The organism is Dyella sp. EPa41 (assembly GCF_016586165.1).
Taxonomy (GTDB): Bacteria; Pseudomonadota; Gammaproteobacteria; order Xanthomonadales; family Rhodanobacteraceae; genus Dyella.
The window spans coordinates 1-17,427 of the sequence record NZ_BCPR01000088.1; the positions used below are offsets into that span (position 1 = coordinate 1).

Annotated in this window: 10 protein-coding genes; 9 read left to right on the forward strand and 1 reads right to left on the reverse strand. The window is 66.4% G+C overall.

Translation table 11 applies throughout. The features are described from left to right. Positions 1-596: 596 nt before the first annotated feature. Positions 597-1,556 carry a LacI family DNA-binding transcriptional regulator gene (locus tag JMF82_RS19425; RefSeq protein ID WP_201316184.1) on the reverse strand — a complete coding sequence of 320 codons (960 nt, stop codon included), beginning with the start codon at positions 1,554-1,556 and terminating at the stop codon, positions 597-599. Positions 1,557-1,948: 392 nt separating this feature from the next. Between JMF82_RS19425 and JMF82_RS22125 the strand changes: the two genes are divergently transcribed. From JMF82_RS22125 to JMF82_RS19465, 9 genes are all read left to right on the forward strand, one after another. Further along, the gene (locus JMF82_RS22125; protein WP_236585584.1) at positions 1,949-3,031 is read left to right on the forward strand and encodes a hypothetical protein; all 1,083 of its coding nucleotides are present in this window, start codon (positions 1,949-1,951) and stop codon (positions 3,029-3,031) included. Further along, positions 2,956-5,007, forward strand: a complete 2,052-nt coding sequence (pgmB, locus tag JMF82_RS19430) for a beta-phosphoglucomutase (RefSeq protein ID WP_236585588.1) — start codon at positions 2,956-2,958, stop codon at positions 5,005-5,007. The genes JMF82_RS22125 and pgmB overlap by 76 nt, the downstream gene beginning before the upstream one ends. Before the next feature lie 31 nt (positions 5,008-5,038). Further along, positions 5,039-7,561, forward strand: coding sequence for a TonB-dependent receptor (locus JMF82_RS19435; RefSeq protein ID WP_201316181.1), 2,523 nt, complete (start codon positions 5,039-5,041; stop codon positions 7,559-7,561). Positions 7,562-7,644: 83 nt separating this feature from the next. Next, the gene (locus JMF82_RS19440; RefSeq protein ID WP_236585585.1) at positions 7,645-8,907 is read left to right on the forward strand and encodes an MFS transporter; all 1,263 of its coding nucleotides are present in this window, start codon (positions 7,645-7,647) and stop codon (positions 8,905-8,907) included. Continuing rightward, positions 8,904-10,355 carry a sulfatase gene (locus tag JMF82_RS19445; RefSeq protein WP_201316182.1) on the forward strand — a complete coding sequence of 484 codons (1,452 nt, stop codon included), beginning with the start codon at positions 8,904-8,906 and terminating at the stop codon, positions 10,353-10,355. Before JMF82_RS19440 ends, JMF82_RS19445 begins: the two co-directional genes overlap by 4 nt. Before the next feature lie 34 nt (positions 10,356-10,389). Further along, entirely contained in the window at positions 10,390-12,696 is a 2,307-nt protein-coding gene (locus tag JMF82_RS19450) for a glycosyl hydrolase family 65 protein (protein WP_236585586.1), read from the forward strand. Next, the gene (locus JMF82_RS19455) at positions 12,693-14,426 is read left to right on the forward strand and encodes a trehalase family glycosidase (RefSeq protein WP_307837995.1); all 1,734 of its coding nucleotides are present in this window, start codon (positions 12,693-12,695) and stop codon (positions 14,424-14,426) included. Before JMF82_RS19450 ends, JMF82_RS19455 begins: the two co-directional genes overlap by 4 nt. After that, positions 14,423-15,496, forward strand: coding sequence for an alpha/beta hydrolase (locus JMF82_RS19460; RefSeq protein WP_236585587.1), 1,074 nt, complete (start codon positions 14,423-14,425; stop codon positions 15,494-15,496). The genes JMF82_RS19455 and JMF82_RS19460 overlap by 4 nt, the downstream gene beginning before the upstream one ends. A 79-nt stretch (positions 15,497-15,575) precedes the next feature. After that, complete coding sequence (locus tag JMF82_RS19465; protein ID WP_201316183.1) at positions 15,576-16,976, forward strand: sigma-54 dependent transcriptional regulator; 1,401 nt, start codon at positions 15,576-15,578, stop codon at positions 16,974-16,976. Positions 16,977-17,427: the final 451 nt, after the last annotated feature.

Sequence of the window (17,427 nt, forward strand, 5' to 3'; positions counted from 1 at the left end):
GTCGCGACGACGCAAGGCCAAGGTGCGTTGCAACGTGGCGGTCGCGCACTGGGTGCGCTCCTACAGAGATAGGAGAGGTTTTGGCGAGCCCCGCCCCTCACCCCAGCCCTCTCCTCGCTCCTCAAAGCCGCGGCCATCCATGGCCGCTCCCCGCGTGCCCCGGAGGGGAGAGGGAGAACGGATGCGGCGCCTCATAGGGTTCATCACGGCTCAGCGAGGTTGCTTTAAGTCCTCTTCGCGACGACGCGTTGCGGTGTAGCCGCTTCGCTTGAGGTAGTAACGAGCGCACCGCGGCTGGCCTCGGTCGGCCGATGCCCCTATCCCACGTACTGCTATGAGCCTTGGCTCTCAAGGCCATTTTCTTTGGGTTACTTTTCTTTTGGGCCAGCAAAAGAAAAGTGACTCGGCGGTCCCACGGGACTAGCTTCGCGTCGCCGGCAGGACGTCGAAACGCCCGCTGCGCAGGCGGCAACCTGGCCGTATCGCGACAGCCGAAGACTGGACACTACTGGATCCCGGCCTGCGCCGGGATGACGACCATGGAGACTGTCGCGAAAGGCTGTCGCGCACAGGGTGCGCTCCTACGGTGGTGGGCTTCAGGTCTCGCGGACGATCAGCTCCACCGGCAACACCTCGGAGTTCACGGTCTTGTCGCCGATCATGGCGAGCACCTTGCGCGCCAGCAGCGTGCCGCCCTCCTGCCAGTCCTGCCGCACGGAACTCAGGGGAGGCAGGGCCGTGGCGGCGAGCGGCATATCGTCGTAGCCCACCACCGACACGTCGCCTGGCACGCCGCGACCCAACTTGTTGAGGGCGCGGATCGCCCCCATCGCCAACAGGTCGCTGCACGCGAACACCGCGTCGAACGGCACCTTGCGTTCGGTCAGCGAATACATCGCGTCCATGCCGGAGGCGAGGGTGAACTCATCGCGCCGGATCAGCAGTGGCTTCACCCCATGCGCGGCGAGCGCATCGACGAAGCCGTTAAGGCGATCGAAGATCTCGGGATGGTTGGGGTTGCCCACGAACACCGGGTTGCGGCGCCCCAGCGCAATGAAATGGTCCGCGACCACGCTGCCGCCCTGGCGGTTGTCGCTGCCCACCACCACGTGCTCATCGCCCTCGCCCGGCGCGCCCCATACCACCATCGGCAGGCCCAGCTTGTCGAAGCGGCGCACGGCATCCTGTCGCGAGCCCTGGCCGAGCAGGATCAGGCCGTCCGCCGCCTGCACGGCGGCAGCCGTCGCGCCCTGGCGCGTGGTCAGCAGCACGCTGTAGCCGTGGGCGGTCAGTTCCTGGGAAATGCCGCCGAGCAGGATCAACGGGTACGGGTCGAGCATCGTGCGGTCGTGCGAGGGCTTCATTTCCACGATCACGGCCACCGTGTGGCTGCGCCGCAATCGCAGGTTGCGGGCACTGACGTTCAGTTTGTAGCCGAGCTTCTGCGCCAGCGCCTGGAGGCGCTCCCGGGTTTCGCGGTTGACCAGCGGGCTGTCGCTAAGGGCGCGCGAAATGGTGATCTTCGATACGCCGGCGACCCTGGCCAGGTCGGCCATGGTCAGGCTGGCAGGAAGCGTTGCGGCACCCTCGTGTTTCTTCTGGTTACGACTCAAGACCCGACCCCAACTGTCTTGTGAGTGACAACGCTGCATCCGCGCTGCCGCCGACCGTGGCAGCGGCAAGTGTCCCGGTTTGCGGGCGACGCGTCCAACCCTTCCCGCGACGCCGCTTTCACGCAACCGAGCGCCTGTCTTGCCACGCCGTTGGCGTGCCCTCGTGTATTGCGGATGATATCGATAACAAATGGAAGCATGCTGCGCCACAGCAAATGTTATCGATATCTTGATATCGATAACATTTGCTGTAAGCTGCCGCCCACTTCAAGAGCCGGGCAACCGCGACATCGCGGTGAGCCCATAAAAGCCGACAACGTGCCCGGGGAGAGTGTGTGGATCACCATGAAACGGCGTCGGTCATGCCGCCTGCGCGCAGCAGGCCCTGCGACCCCTGGCTGCTGATCCGCCGCCAATCCCATCGCGCCGCGTTCGCCCAGGACGAAAGCCTGTTTGCCCTCTCGAACGGCAACCTGGGCGTACGCGGTGGCCTCGAAGAGGACGACAGCCCGAGCCAGGGCTGCTTCCTCGCCGGGGCCTGGGAACGTGCGCCGATCGAATACCACGAGCGCTTTCCCGGCTTTGCGGCACATACCGATACCCGGGTGCCGGTGACCGACGGCACACGCATCCACCTGCGTCTGGGCGATACGCCGGTGCGACTGGGCGAAGGCGAATGGCTCGATTTCGAGCGCGCCCTCGACCTGCGCTCCGGCTGCTACCGACGCCGGCTGCGTTGGCGGTCGCCGGAGGGCGCCACGCTGGATATCGAAGCCGAGCGCATCGTGAGCCTGGACGCTCCCGCCCTGCTCGCCATCCGCTACCGCGTGAGCTCGGTCGACTACCGCGGACCGATCACCCTCGAATCGTCGCTGAGTACCGCACGTGATGCCGTGGAACAGGGTGACGACCCGCGCATCGGCACCCGCCTCGATGGCGGCTTTTCCACCTACGACGCGCGCGCCGAGGAAGATCACGCCTACGTGCTGCAACAGACCGCGCACAGCGGCATTCGCGTGGCCTGCATGCAGCGCCACGCCTTCGACGCCGGCCAGCTCGGTTTCCGCCTCGCCAATCTCGCGCCGCATGGCGTGATGCATGTCTATGAAGGCGAGCTGGTGCCGGGCGGCTCGGTGCTGCTCGAAAAATCGTCTCCTACGCCTGGACCGCGCCGCATGGCGAGGACGGCGACGACGCCCTGCTCGATCGCGCCGACGCCAGCCTCCGGCAGGCGCGCGCAACCGGCTATGACGCACTGCTGGCACGCCAGGCCGCGATGTTCGATGCGCTATGGCGCAACGCCGACCTCGCCGTCGATGGCGACCCGCGCACCGAACAGGCGCTGCGCTTCAATCTCTTCCATGTCTTCCAGTCCAGCAGCCGCGACGGACACAGCAGCACCGCCGCCAAGGGACTGACCGGCGAAGGCTACGAAGGCCACTATTTCTGGGATGCCGAAGCGTTCATGCTGCCGGCGATGGTGACGCTCGCGCCCGAACTCGCGCGCGGCATGCTCACCTATCGCCATCGCACGCTCGAGCGCGCACGCCACCATGCGCGCGAACTCAACCACGCGCGCGGCGCGCTGTATGCCTGGCGCACCATCAGCGGCGATGAGTGCTCGGCGTATTTCCCCAGCGGCTCGGCGCAGTACCACATCAACGCGGCCGTGGCCTGGGCGATCCGCCAGTACGTGGACGTCAGCGGCGACCTGGGCTTCCTGCGCGATCACGGCGCGGAGATCCTGTTCGAAACGGCGCGCATCTGGCTGGACATCGGCCACTTCAACGCGCGGCGCAATGGCGCCTTCTGCATCCACGGCGTGACCGGCCCGGACGAATACACCGCCCTGGTCGACAACAACCACTACACCAACCGCATGGCGCAGCGCCACCTGCGCGATGCCGCGCAGGTCGCGCACTGGCTGGCGGAATACGATCCGCGCTTCTTTGCCGAACTCTCGCACCGCATCGACCTGGAATCGTTCGAGGTGATGCAGTGGCTGCGCGCCGCCGACGCCATGTACCTGCCCGAGGATGCCGAGCTCGGCATCTTCCCGCAGGACGACACCTTCCTCGACAAGCCGCGCATGCCCACGCGTGCGCATGGCGACGCCAAGCGCCCCCTGTTGCTGGAGCTGCATCCGCTGAGCATCTACCGCCACCAGGTGTGCAAGCAGGCGGACACGCTGCTTTCGCTGATGCTGGCCGGCGATGGCGTGTCGCGTGAAGCGAAACGCCGCAACTTCGACTACTACGAAGGCGTCACGGTGCACGATTCGACGCTGTCCGCGTCGACGTTCAGCGTGATCGCCGCGGAAGTGGGCGAAACAGACAAGGCCTGGCGTTATTTCCAGGAAACCCTGCGGGTGGACCTGGACGACCTGCACGGCAACGCCGCGCACGGCGTGCACATGGCCGCGATGGCCGGCAGCTGGCTTGCGCTGTGCTGGGGCTATGGCGGCGTGCGGATCAACCACGGGCAGCTGTCGCTGGCTCCGCGCCTGCCGGATGCATGGCATGGCTATCGTTTTGGCCTGCAGTGGCGCGGCTCGCACCTGCGCGTGGAAGTCAGCCAGACCGGCGTGCATTACTCGCTGACCCGCGGCGACGAGGTCAGCTTCCATCACGAGGGCGAGCTGTTGCAGCTGCGCAAGGGCGAATCGTTGTCGCTGCCGCATCGCTTCGCCGAAGCTCGCCAGCCCTTGCGCGCGGTGATCTTCGATCTCGACGGCGTGATCGCCGATACCGCCGTCGTGCATCGCGCGGCGTGGGAAAAGCTTGCGCAGGAAATCGACGCACCGTTCGATGAAGTACTGGCCGAACGCATGAAGGGCGTGGATCGCCGCGGCTCACTGGAGATTCTGCTCGAACGCGCGCCTCGCGCTTATTCCGAAGCGGAGAAGGACGAGCTCGGCGAACGCAAGAACCGTTATTACCGCGAGCAGATCGGCAGCTTCGGCCCCGAGAATCTGCTGCCGGGAGCGCGCCACGCCGTCGAGGCGACGCGCAACGCCGGGTTGCGCGTGGCGCTCGCTTCGGCGAGCCGCAATGCGCCGTTGTTGCTCGAACGGCTCGGCATCGCCGACCTGTTCGACTACATCGTGGATGCCTCGACGATCGAGCGCTCCAAGCCGGACCCTGAAATCTTCTTGGCCGCCGCCGCCGGATTGGGCGTGGCGCCGGCCGCTTGCCTGGGCGTGGAAGACGCCGCCGCAGGCATCGCCAGTATCCGTGCTGCGGGCATGGTCGCCGTAGGTGTAGGCCAACGCGAGGCTCTGGGGGAGGCAGATGTCGTGCTGCCGGGCCTGACCGCGTTCCGCATCGTGGAGTTTGTTGAAGACAAGAACCGCGCAACGGCGGAAAGAGCCGAAGCGTCGCATATCAACACGTAAAGTGGCCCGATTTGGGCGGGGAGGCACGACCATGTACACGCAAGGCATCACCCGACAGTTACTCGCAGCCGCGATCGTTACCGCACTGGCGGTAGGCGCAACGCACGCACAAGACGCAACGCCGCAGAACCAGGGCCCGGCTCCGGCCGCTCCCGCCGACCAGAAAGGCGCCAAGACACTCGACCAGGTGGTGGTTACCGGTACCTCCGCGGTTGGCGGCTTGAAGAAGATCGACGCCAGCTACTCGGTGGTCAGCGTCAACGCCGAGGAAATCAAGCAGGCCAACCCCAAGAGCACGGCCGACCTGCTGAAGGTCTCGCCGGGCATGTGGCCGGAATCCACCGGCGGCCAGACCGGCGCGAACATCGAGATCGCTGGCTTCCCGGGCGGCGGCGACGCACCGTTCTTCACCACGCAGATGATGGGTTCGCCGCTGTACGGCATGCCCACGCTGTCGTTCTTCGAAACCACCTCGATCTTCCGCCTCGACGACACCGTGGAGCGCGCGGAAATCCTGCAGGGCGGCCCGTCCGTGATGTACGGCGACGGCCAGATGGGCGCCACCGCCAACTTCATCCTCAAGCAGGGCACCGACGTGCCCAGCGGCAGCGTCGGCGTTACCTACGGCAACGAAGGCCTCTGGCGCACCGATGCCTTCTTGGGCTTCCCGCTGGGCAACAAGTGGTACGGCAGCATCGGCGGCTTCTACCGCGATTCCGATGGCGTGCGCAGCCCGGGCTTTGCGGCCGACAAGGGCGGGCAGTTCACTGCCACCATTTCGCACGACATGGACAACGGCTCGCTGGTGTTCTACGCGCGCCAGCTCAACGACCGCAACCAGTTCATCACGCCGATCCCGCTGATCCAGAGCGGCACGGACAACTTCAGCGCCTATCCGGGCTTCGATCCGCTCACCGACACGTACTACAGCAAGTACATCCAGCACGTGAACCTGCCCGGCTATCCCGGCGGCGGCACCAGCGCCAACCTCGCCAACGGCCGCGGCGCGAAGTTCAGCTTCTTCGGCATGAACTTCGACTACGACCTGGGCGACGGCTGGAACATCTCGGACAAGTTCCTGATCGATGGCGGCAACGTCGACACCAATGCGCTGTTCTCCGGCACCAACCCGGCCAGCCTCAATGACGAGCTGTACAACCTCGGCACCGACTTCGGCGGCTTTGCCTTGCCCGCGGGCTCGGCCACGGCCACCTACGTCAACGGCGGCGGCGCGGTCGACCCGAACCAGAGCGTGATCCACCAGGGCTGGTGGTTCATCCACAAGCACCTGAAGAACATCAACAACGATTTCCACATCAGCAAGGAAATCTTCGAGGGCAACACGCTCACCGCCGGCCTTTACCTCGCGCATTACACCGACAACGATGAGTGGAACCTCGGCAACCAGATGCTGATGACCAACACGCCGAACGCGCGACCGATCCAGGTCAGCTACATCGGCACCGATGGCCAGCGCCACCAGCTCACCGACTACCAGGGGCTGCTCGACTACGGCGCCTACAACATCACCGAGAACGGCCAGTCGACCAACAAGGCGTTCTACCTCACCGATTCCTGGCGCATCGACAAATGGCTCTTCGACGTGGGCGCACGCGTGGAGAACCAGGACTCCACCCTGCACGTGTGCAACCTCACCAATCAGAACCTGGACGGCAACAAGCTGACCGATTACGACAACGCGGTACCGGTCTGCAACGGCACCTTCGCCACCACCAAGTACGACAAGACCCACACCTCGTGGACGTTCGGCGTGAACTACGAGATCACCGACCACATGTCGGTGTACGTCCGCGCCAACAAGGGTGCGCACTTCGGTGACTTCGACAACGCGCTGCGTGGCAACACCACGGGCAACACGCCGCCGCTGCAGAAGATCCAGAACTTCGAAGGCGGCTTCAAGTACCAGGACCAGTACTTCTACGCGGACATCAGCGCCTACCACCGCCAGTTCAACGGCCTGCCCTACCAGCCCACCAACGGCGAAGGCGTGCCGGTCGGCCAGCCGCTGCTGTACGGCTCGGATTCGAAGGGCGTGAACCTGGTCGGTGCAGTCACGCCGATCGAGCACCTGAAGCTGCAGTTGGTGGCCAACTACCTCGACGGCCATTACTCGCACTACTCGGCCTGTATCCCGTACGTGAACCAGGTGTCCGGCAACGGCTGCGCGTATATCGACGGCGTGCAGCTGCAGCGCCAGCCGAAGCATCGCTACATGTTCACCCCGAGCTACGACTTGCCGTTCTCGTGGGGCGACGTGCTGGCCTTCGTCACGTACACCTACGTGGGCCCGCACACGCAAGACCAGTCCGGCCTGCAGCAGCTGGGCACCTACTACACGCTCGACTTCGGTATCGTGGCCAACGTCGAGAAGAACTGGGAGCTTCGCCTGCAGGGCACCAACATGACCAACCAGCTGGGCCTCACCGAGAGCAACTCGCGCATCTTCGGTTCGGCGGCTGGGTCCAATGGCGTGATCCTGGCCCGACCGCTGGAAGGTCGCGAGGTGAATTTCTCCGTGAAGTACAAGTTCTAAGAGAGCACTTCCCTCGACTGTTCCGGGCCGCCAGCACCGCGGCGGCCCGGAACCTTTTTTGGGCCTGGTGAAACGAGGTGGGGATGAACCGGTACCGCATGATCGCCGCGCTGGCGACGATTTACATGGTGTTCGCGATCCTGCTGAACAGCGTAGGCACCGTCATCCTGCAATCCATCCATACCTTCGGCATCGACAAGCCGCAGGCCAGCCTGCTCGAGCTGTTCAAGGATCTTCCGATCGCCGTCACCTCGTTCCTGGTGGCGTCGTTCCTGCCCAAGCTGGGCTATCGCCGGGCCATGATGCTGGCACTGGTGATCGTGGGTGGCGCGTGCGCGCTGATGCCGGTGTACCCGGGCTTCCACACCACCGAATTGCTGTTCACCTGTGTCGGCGTGTCGTTCGCGCTGGCGAAGGTTTCCGTGTATTCCTCGATCGGCCTGCTCACGCGCGACAAGGCGGAACACGGCCGGCTCACCAACACCATCGAAGGCCTGTTCATGCTGGGCGTGCTGGCCAGCGGCTGGCTGTTCAGCGCGTTCATCGACCATGCCCACCCGGAGAACCCCTCGTGGTTCAACGTGTATTGGGTGCTGTCGGCCATGTGCTTCGGCACCGTGGGCCTGCTCTGGGGCGCCACGCTCGACGAATCGGCCGCGCACGGCGGCATGGCATCCTCGATGGGCCAGGCACTGCGGCAGATGTACCGCCTGCTGATGCGCACGCTGGTCTATGTGTTCCTGCTGTCGGCCTTCCTCTACGTGCTGATCGAGCAGAGCTTCAGCACGTGGCTGCCCACGTTCAACAACGAGATCCTCAAGTTGCCCAATGCGATGAGCATCCAGATGGCGAGCATCCTCGCCGGCGCTACCGCGCTGGGACGCATCGTCGCCGGGCAGCTGCTGCGCCGCATGCCCTGGCACGTGTTGCTCAACCTGTGCGTACTCGGCATGGCGACGCTGATCGTACTGGTGCTGCCGCTCGCCCGCGAAGCCACCGTAACGGCCGATACCGGCTGGTTCAACGCGCCCCTCGCCGCCTATCTCATCCCGCTGATCGGCCTGCTGATGGCGCCGATCTACCCGGTGATCAATTCGGTGGCGCTCAGCTCGCTGCCCAAGCCGGCGCATGCGGCGATGACCGGCCTCATCGTGATCTTCTCCGCGCTCGGCGGCACCCTGGGTTCGCGCATCACGGCGCTGGTGTTCTCCAGTTTCGGTGGCATCCACGCGTTCTATTTCTCGCTGCTGCCGATGACGCTGATCCTGGTGACGTTGTTCTTCTTCAAGCGCGAAACCGACCGCGCCGGCGTATCGGCGCCGTTGGCGCCGGAGGGCGCTGCGTGAACTTCACGCGCCGCCGGTTCCTCGCCTCGGGCGTGGCGGCGGCGGGCGCCATGCTGGCGGGAGGCGCCTTCGCTGCGCCGTTGCGCACGGGCCGCGACGGCAGCCAGCGCAACGTGCTCCTGATCGTCGCCGACGACCACGGCTACGATCTTTCCTGCGTCGGCGCCGCCGTGCGCACTCCCGCGCTGGATCGCCTCGCCAGCGAAGGCACGCTGTTCACCGACGCCTACGCCTCGGTGTCTTCCTGCAGCTCCAGCCGCGCCACGCTGTACACCGGCCTGTATTCGCACACCAACGGCATGTACGGCCTTGCGCACGACGTGCACAACTTCTCGCTGCTCGAAGACGTGAAGACCTTGCCGTGGATGCTCAAGCAGCATGGCTACGCCACCGCACTGGCAGGCAAGCTGCATGTGAAGCCCGAGGCGCAGCTGGCCTACGACGCGTGGCTGCTGCCCGAGCAGGCCGGCAACCGCGATGTCGCCGCGATGGGGCACGCGGCGGGCCAATGGATGCGTTCCCAGGGCGGCAAGCCGTTCTTCCTCACCATGGCCTACAGCGATCCGCATCGCGCCGGCGATGCATCGCAGTTCGGCAACACGCGCGACTGGCCGGAGGTGCCGCGCGCGCGCTATCGTCCCGACGAGGTGACGATTCCTTCGCATCTCCCCGACCTGCCCGGCGTGCGCGAAGATCTCGCGCAGTACTACGAAGCGGTAAGCCGCATGGACAGCGGGGTGGGCATCCTGCTGCGCGAACTCGCGGCGAGCGGACACGCGGACGACACGCTGGTGGTCTATCTCTCCGACAATGGCCGTCCCTTTCCCGGCGCCAAGGACAACCTCTATCGCGAAGGCATCCATCTGCCATTGATCGTGCGCGCCCCCGGCACCAGGCGTCGCGGTCTTCGCAATCACGCGATGGCCAGCTGGATCGACATCACGCCGACCATTCTCGACTGGGCCGGCGTGACGCCACCTTCAGGCTACCGCTACCTGCCCTTGCCCGGCCGCTCGCTGCTGCCGATCCTGGAACAGGAGAAGCCGAACGGCTGGGACGAAGTATTCGCCACGCACTCCTTCCATGAGATCGACCAGTACTACCCCACGCGTTCGCTGCGTACGCGGCGCTTCAGCTATTTCCTGAACCTGCAGCCCAGCCTGCGCGTGCCGATCGCCAGCGATGTGGCGCTGTCGCCGTCCTGGAAGGCGATCACCTCGACGCCGGGCGCACGATTGGGCAAGCGCACGCTCGACGCCTTCGAGCATCGCCCTGCCGAAGAGCTCTATGACCTCGATGCCGACCCCGATGAAGTCGTGAACCTGGCCGGCGATGCCGCGCACGCCAAGGTACTTGACGACCTGCGCCAGCAACTCGCGCGTTGGCGCACCGCCACGCGCGATCCGTGGATGGCCGGCGTGACCAACCCCTTCGGCCCGACCCGCTGAGGGCCTTCCGGACAACCACTCCATGGACCGAACCATGCGCAAGCCGTCCGCCCTCGCGATCGCCTTCATCGGCTTGCTGCTGATGGCCTGCGGATGCCGGGCCACCGACGCGAGCTTCCTGCTCACCGCGACGGAGAAGGATCTCGCCAACTATTTTCCCGGCCAGCTCGGCAACGGCTTTTTTTCCACGCTCACCTCGCCGCGCGGCACCGAGGGCAGCCTGTCCTACATGATCAGCTTCATGGACTACGCCAAGGGCGACGTGTCGCGCCCCGCCGCCATTCCAGGCTGGACCGGCATCGACTACAGCACCGGCCCTTCGCATGCCGGCCAGTTCTGGCTCAACCAGGTGGACATGGACGGTGCGCGTTTTCGCGACTATCGCCAGGTGCTGGACATGCATGACGGCACGCTCACCACGCGCTATCGCTACCTCGACGGGCGCAAGGCCACGGATATCCAGGTGGTGTCGCTGGTCAGCCAGGCGTCGCCGCACCTGGCCGCCAGCCAATTCACCATCACGCCTGACTTCGATGGCGAGGTGCAGCTCTCCTTCGCGCTCGACCTGTGGGCGCCGCACCAGCCCCGGTTTGCGCTGGGCGAAATCGACGGTCCCCAGATGCAGGAAGCGGTGGCCGCGCACAACCTGAAACTGAAGGCGGTGCCGCCGGACGTGCCCGATCGCGCGCCGCTGTGGTACCACGGCGACACGCGCGTGCTCGTCGCCGATGGCGACACCAAGGCACTGACACTGTGGCTGGATGGCAAGGCGGAACAGGGCCATGCCATGGCCGAGGCCGTGGCTATCGCGCTGCCGGCCGGCATGCAGCCGCGTGAAGCGAAGCTGCATCACACCGACTACAAGCTCTCGCTGGAACTGCGCGTGGCGGTGCACAAAGGCAGGACCTATGCCTTCACCAAGTTCGTCGCCGCCTCGCGCGAACGCTGGGGCGGCGACGCGAAGCAGGACCTCGTGCTGGCGACGGGTGCACGCAAGGCCGGCTTCGACGCGCTGCTCAGGCAACATCGCGACGCATGGCATGCGTTGTGGAAGTCGGACATCGTGATCGACGGCGATCCCAAGTCTCAGCAGATCGTTCACTCCGACCTGTACTACCTGCTCTCCAACGCGGCGCCGGACACGACGTGGCCCGTCGGCGCCTGCGGCATGACGCCTGGCTATACCGCCCATGTGTTCTGGGACAGCGACACCTGGGTATTCCCCGCGCTGCTCCTGCTTCATCCCGATCGCGCGAAATCGCTGGTGATGTTCCGCAGCGCGACGCTGCCGGCGGCGCAGCAGCGCGCCAGAGAACGCGGACTGCGCGGCGCGATGTATCCCTGGGAGGCCGACCCCGACAACGGCAGCTCGCAGACGCCGCATTTCGCCTGGGTGCTCGACGAGCGCGAAATCCACGTCAACGCCGACGTCGCCATCGCGCAGTGGCAGTACTACCTGGCCACGCAGGACCGCGACTGGCTGAAGCAGCATGGCTGGCCGGTGATCCGCGCCGTCGCCGATTTCTGGGCCAGCCGCGCCACCTACGTGCCGGACACACGGCGTTACGAGATCCACCACGTCACCTCGGTGGACGAGGACTACGCCGATGTGCCGAACGACACCTTCACCAACGCCTCCGCGCAGAAGGCACTGCGCATAGCCGTGCAGGCCGCCGCGCTGGCGGGCGAGACGCCCGATCCGCAGTGGACCAGGGTGGCCGATGGGCTGTTGCTGCCGTTCGATGCGAAGGAAGGCCATCACCTGGACTTCGACGCCTCGGTGCCGCACGACATCGACTCGTGGGGCGGCAGTTCGCTGCCGATGCTGAGCAATCCGTCGCTGGACCTGGCGATGGACGTGCAGACGCGACGACGCAACTACGACTATTCGATCGCGCCGATCACCCGCTCCAGCCGTGATCCCAACAGCATGGGCCTGATGCCGCTGTCGATCGCCGCCGCCACCGCCGGCGACGCCGCGGCCGCCAGCGACTGGTACACGCGCAACATCACCGCCAACGTGCTGAAGCCGCCGTTCAACGTGCGCACAGAAACGGCGACCAACAACACCGGCTATTTCATGACCGCCAGCGGCGGCCTCCTGCAGAACATCCTTTACGGCTTCACCGGCCTGCGCATCCGCGACGACGGCCTGGTGACGGCCTATGCACCGATGCTGCCCGATCATTGGCGCTCGGTGACACTCAAGAACATCCGGTTCCGCGGGCAGCGACTCGACATCACGGTGGAGCGGGACGCCCAGGGGCAGCCGCGCCTGACCCGTCGCGCCGCCGATACACCGATTTCCGATCATCACGCCACGACCAGGGAGCAGACATGACCAGCCCATACCGCTCGTCCCCTCGCCCAGACACGTCGGCGCCACAGCGTCCTTGCCGTACCGTGCTTCGTTTCGCCGCGGCCGCCCTGGCCCTCGGGTTTGCCGCGACGTCGATGGCGGCCACGCCGGATCCGGCCAGGACGCGCGCCTACATCGACCACGCCTGGACCACGCTGACGCGGTCGCAGGAAGACTGCGCCGCGCTCGTGGACACCAAGGTCGACAGCCACCCGGTGCTGTACATGCCCGCCGACATGGCGGTGCCGCCGCAGGTGACGGACATCGGCAAGCGCTGTGGCGTGGACGTTCGCCCGCTGCCGCACAAGGTCCAGCAGTTGGGTGACATCGACGCCAACGCGCTGCCCCAGCAGGGCCTGCTCTACCTGCCGCATCCGTACGTGGTGCCAGGCGGCTTCTTCAACGAGATGTACGGCTGGGACAGCTACTTCATCCTGCTGGGACTGGTGGCCGACCATCGCATCGAGATGGCGAAGAACATGGTGGACAACGCCTTGTTCGAAGTGGAGCACTACGGCGGCGTGCTCAACGCCAACCGGACCTACTACTTGAGCCGCTCGCAACCGCCTTTCCTCACCGCGATGATGGTCGCGGTGCTCGACGATCCCAAAGCGTTCGCCAGCGCGGACGCGCGCCTGCAATGGCTGGCGCAGGCCTATCCGCTGGCGGTGCGCAACTACGAGATATGGACGCGCCCCGAGCATCGCGCCGGCGATACCGGCCTGGCGCGCTACTACGACCTCGGCAACGGCCCGGTGCTGGAAGCGAAGGACAGCGAGTACTACAAGGGCGTGATCCGCTGGTTGCGCGCGCACCCCTCGCAGGACCCGGGCTACCTGCTCAAGGCTTCCGAACATCCCGACGATGCCGAGGCCGCCAGACTCAAGGACAGCAGTTGCGACGTGCGCGCATCGAAGGTCTGCGAAGGCGCGTGGGTCGATGGCTATCGCCTCACCGCCGACTACTTCCACGGCGATCGCGCCATGCGCGAATCGGGCTTCGACACCAACGCGCACTTCGGCCCCTTCGGCGGCTCGACCCATCACTACGCCGACGTCAGCCTCAACAGCCTGCTCTATCGCTACGAACTCGACCTGCACGACCTCGCCATGCAGCTGGGCAAGGCCGGTGACGCCGAGCGCTGGGCGCATGCCGCCCAAGCGCGTCGGCAGGCCATGGACCGCTACCTGTGGCGCCCGGACGCGGGCATGTATCGCGACTACGACTTCGTCGCCGGCAAGCCTTCGCCCTATCCCTACGTCACCACGTTCTATCCGTTGTGGGCCGGCACGGCCACGGCGCAGCAGGCCTCGTCGGTGCGCGGCAAGCTGTCGATCTTCGAACGCAAGGGCGGCCTGAGCATGGATGACCGCCCGGCCGGCGTGCAGTGGGGCGCCCCGTTCGGCTGGGCGCCGACCAACTGGCTGGCGGTGGCGGGCCTTGACGCCTATGGCTTCCATGACGATGCCAAGCGCATCGCCGGCAAGTTCATGGCAACGGTGGACCAGGGCCTCGCCGACGACGGCACCATCCGCGAGAAGTACAACATGGTGCTGGGCAACGCCGACGTGAAAGTGAGCGCCGGCTACAGCGAGAACGTGGTCGGTTTCGGCTGGACCAACGGCGTGTACCTGATGATGCGGCAGGTGGTCAGCGGCACGGGCAAGAAACCCAAGCCCGCCGAGGCGGCAGCGCCGGAGACGCTGCCGTGACGCGCCATTGCTTCCTGACGCCCCTGTTGGCGCTGGGCCTCGCGCTTCCGCTGGGCGTCCTGGCGCAGCAGTCCGACCAGCCGACGATCGGCGCCGACGCCGGCCTGCGCGTGGGCAGCATCGCCGTGCCCTATTCCGGCTTCGCCTCCCCGGAGGCGCGCGCCTTCTTCCCGAAGATGCTGGCGGCCGGCGGCAAGGCACCGCCCATCAGCGGCCCGATCGAGCAAAGCCGCGCGTTCTACGACCACATGAACAGCGACCGCGCTGCCCGCATGGAAAAGCTCTACGCGGTGAAGACGCACCAGGAGACCATTGGAGGGGTGGGCGCCGACGTGGTCGAACCGGCCGACGGCATCGCCCCGCGGAACCGCGACCGCGTACTGATCAACCTGCATGGCGGCGCGTTCCTGTGGGGCGCGCACAGCGGCGCCCTGGTCGAGGCGATCCCGATCGCCAGCCTGGGCCGCATCAAGGTGGTCAGCGTGGATTACCGCCAGGGGCCCGAGCACGTGTTTCCTGCCGCCAGCGAAGACGTCGAGGCGGTGTACCGGGCCCTGCTCAAGCAGTACAAGCCGAGCAACATCGGCATCTACGGCTGCTCGGCCGGCGGCGTGCTGACCGGCGAGGCGGTGGCCCGGCTGATCGACCGCAAGCTGCCGGTGCCCGGCGCCATCGGCACCTTCTGCGCCTCGCTGGTGAACCTGGAGGGCGACTCGGTATACGTGGCCCCGCTGCTGAACGGCCAGCCGGTGCCCGAGCACCCGCTGCGGCTCAACGACCTGCCCTACTTCAAGGGCGCCAGCACGTCCGACCCGATGGTGTTTCCAGGCCAGTCACCGGCCTTGCTGGCCAAGTTCCCGCCCACGCTCCTGATCACTGGCACCCGCGACATGGCCATGAGCTCGGTGATCCAGAGCCAGACCCTGCTCCGCCGGGCGGGCGTGGAAACGGAGCTGCACGTCTGGGACGGCATGTGGCACTCGTTCTTCTCCGACCCGGAGATCCCCGAGTCCCGGGATGCCTACCGGGTCATCGTGACATTCTTCGACCGCCACCTGGGCAGAAAGTAAGCCGGTGCGACACGCCAACCTTTGCCCGCCGCAGGCTCGGGCGGGTATCCTACGCACGGCCTCAACCCTTCGAGACGACATGAGCCAACAGACCGTACTGGTCGTCGACGACGAACGCGACATCCGCGAACTCCTCACCATCACGCTCGGGCGCATGGACCTGCTGGTCGATGCCGTCGGCACGGTCACGGAGGCGCGACGCGCCCTCGCCGAGAGGCACTACGATCTGTGCTTCACCGACATGCGCCTGCCCGACGGCACCGGCCACGAAGTGGTCGAGGTGATCGCCGCGGAGCATCCGGACACGCCGGTCGCCATGATCACCGCCTACGGCAACGTCGATGCCGCGGTCAGCGCGCTGAAGGCCGGCGCCTTCGATTTCGTCTCCAAGCCCGTCGACATCCAGATGCTGCGCCGCCTGGTGCGCACCGCGCTGCGCCTCGCCGAGGAAAAGCGCAGCGGCCAGGCCGCCGCCAAGCCGGACGGCAACGAGCGCCTGATCGGCGACTCGACGGCCATGCAGCAGGTACGCGGCACCATCGCCAAGCTCGCGCGCAACCAGGCCCCGGTGTACATCGCCGGCGAGTCGGGCGTGGGCAAGGAACTGGTCGCCCGCCTCATCCACGAGCAGGGCCCCCGCGCGGCCGGTCCGTTCGTGCCGGTGAACTGCGGCGCGATCCCGTCCGAGCTGATGGAGAGCGAGTTCTTCGGCCATCGCAAGGGCAGCTTCACCGGTGCGGTGGGCGACAAGGAGGGCCTGTTCCAGGCCGCCCACGGCGGCACGTTGTTCCTCGACGAGGTGGCCGAGCTGCCCCTGCACATGCAGGTGAAGCTGCTGCGCGCGATCCAGGAAAAGGCCGTGCGCCCGATCGGCGCCCGCGAGGAAGTGCCGGTGGACGTGCGCATCCTTTCGGCCACCCACAAGAACCTCGCCGCGCTGGTCGAGCAGGGCCAGTTCCGCCAGGACCTGTTCTACCGCATCAACGTGATCGAGCTGCGCGTGCCACCCCTGCGCGAGCGCCGTGGCGACGTGCCCCTGCTGGCCAACTTCGTGCTGCGCCAGCTCGCCGCCAAGAGCGGCGGCGCACCGGGCCGCCTGCTGCCTGCCGCGCAGCAGGCGCTGGAAGGCTATGACTTCCCCGGCAACGTGCGCGAGCTGGAAAACATCCTCGAGCGCGCGATGGCGATGTGCGACGGCGACCAGATCGACGTCACCGACCTGATGTTGCCGCAGCGCATGCCGCGCTCGCAGGAGCCGGTGGCGGCGGTGGCGGGCGGCATGCCCGCGCCGGCCACACCGGCACCGGCTGCCGCACCCACCGCCAGCGGCGGCCTCGACGACTACATCAGCAACCTGGAGCGCACCGCGATCATCAAGGCGCTGGAGGAGTCGCGCTACAACAAGACCGCGGCGGCGAAGAAACTCGGGATAACGTTCCGGGCGTTGCGGTACAAGCTCAAGAAACTGGGCATCGATTGAACGAAAAGGCCGGAGGACATCCGGCCTTTTTTGTATCCCCCATCGCGCCCGAGCCCCTTCCTGTAGGAGCGCACCCTGTGCGCGACAGCCTTTCGCGCCAGTCTGGATGGTTATTGTTCTTTTGAGATCGGGCTATTGCCTTCGGTAGCCACGCTTCCGCCAGGTTGCCGCTTACGACCGTAGGAAGTCCCTGTGGGACGCAGCGGGTGTTTCGATCCCCTGCCGGCGACGCGAAGCTAGTCCCGTGGGACGCTCGAGTCACTTTTCTTTTGCTGGCCCACGCACGCGCAGGAGCGCGTGCGAACGGCGAAGCCGGCCCGAAGGGCGGAGGGCAGGATGCCCGGAGTCAAAGATCCCACGGGGACTAGCTTCGCGTCGAAAGTAACCCAAAGAAAATGGCCTTCAGAGCCAGGGCTCATAGCGATATGCGGGATAGGAGCATCGGCCCACT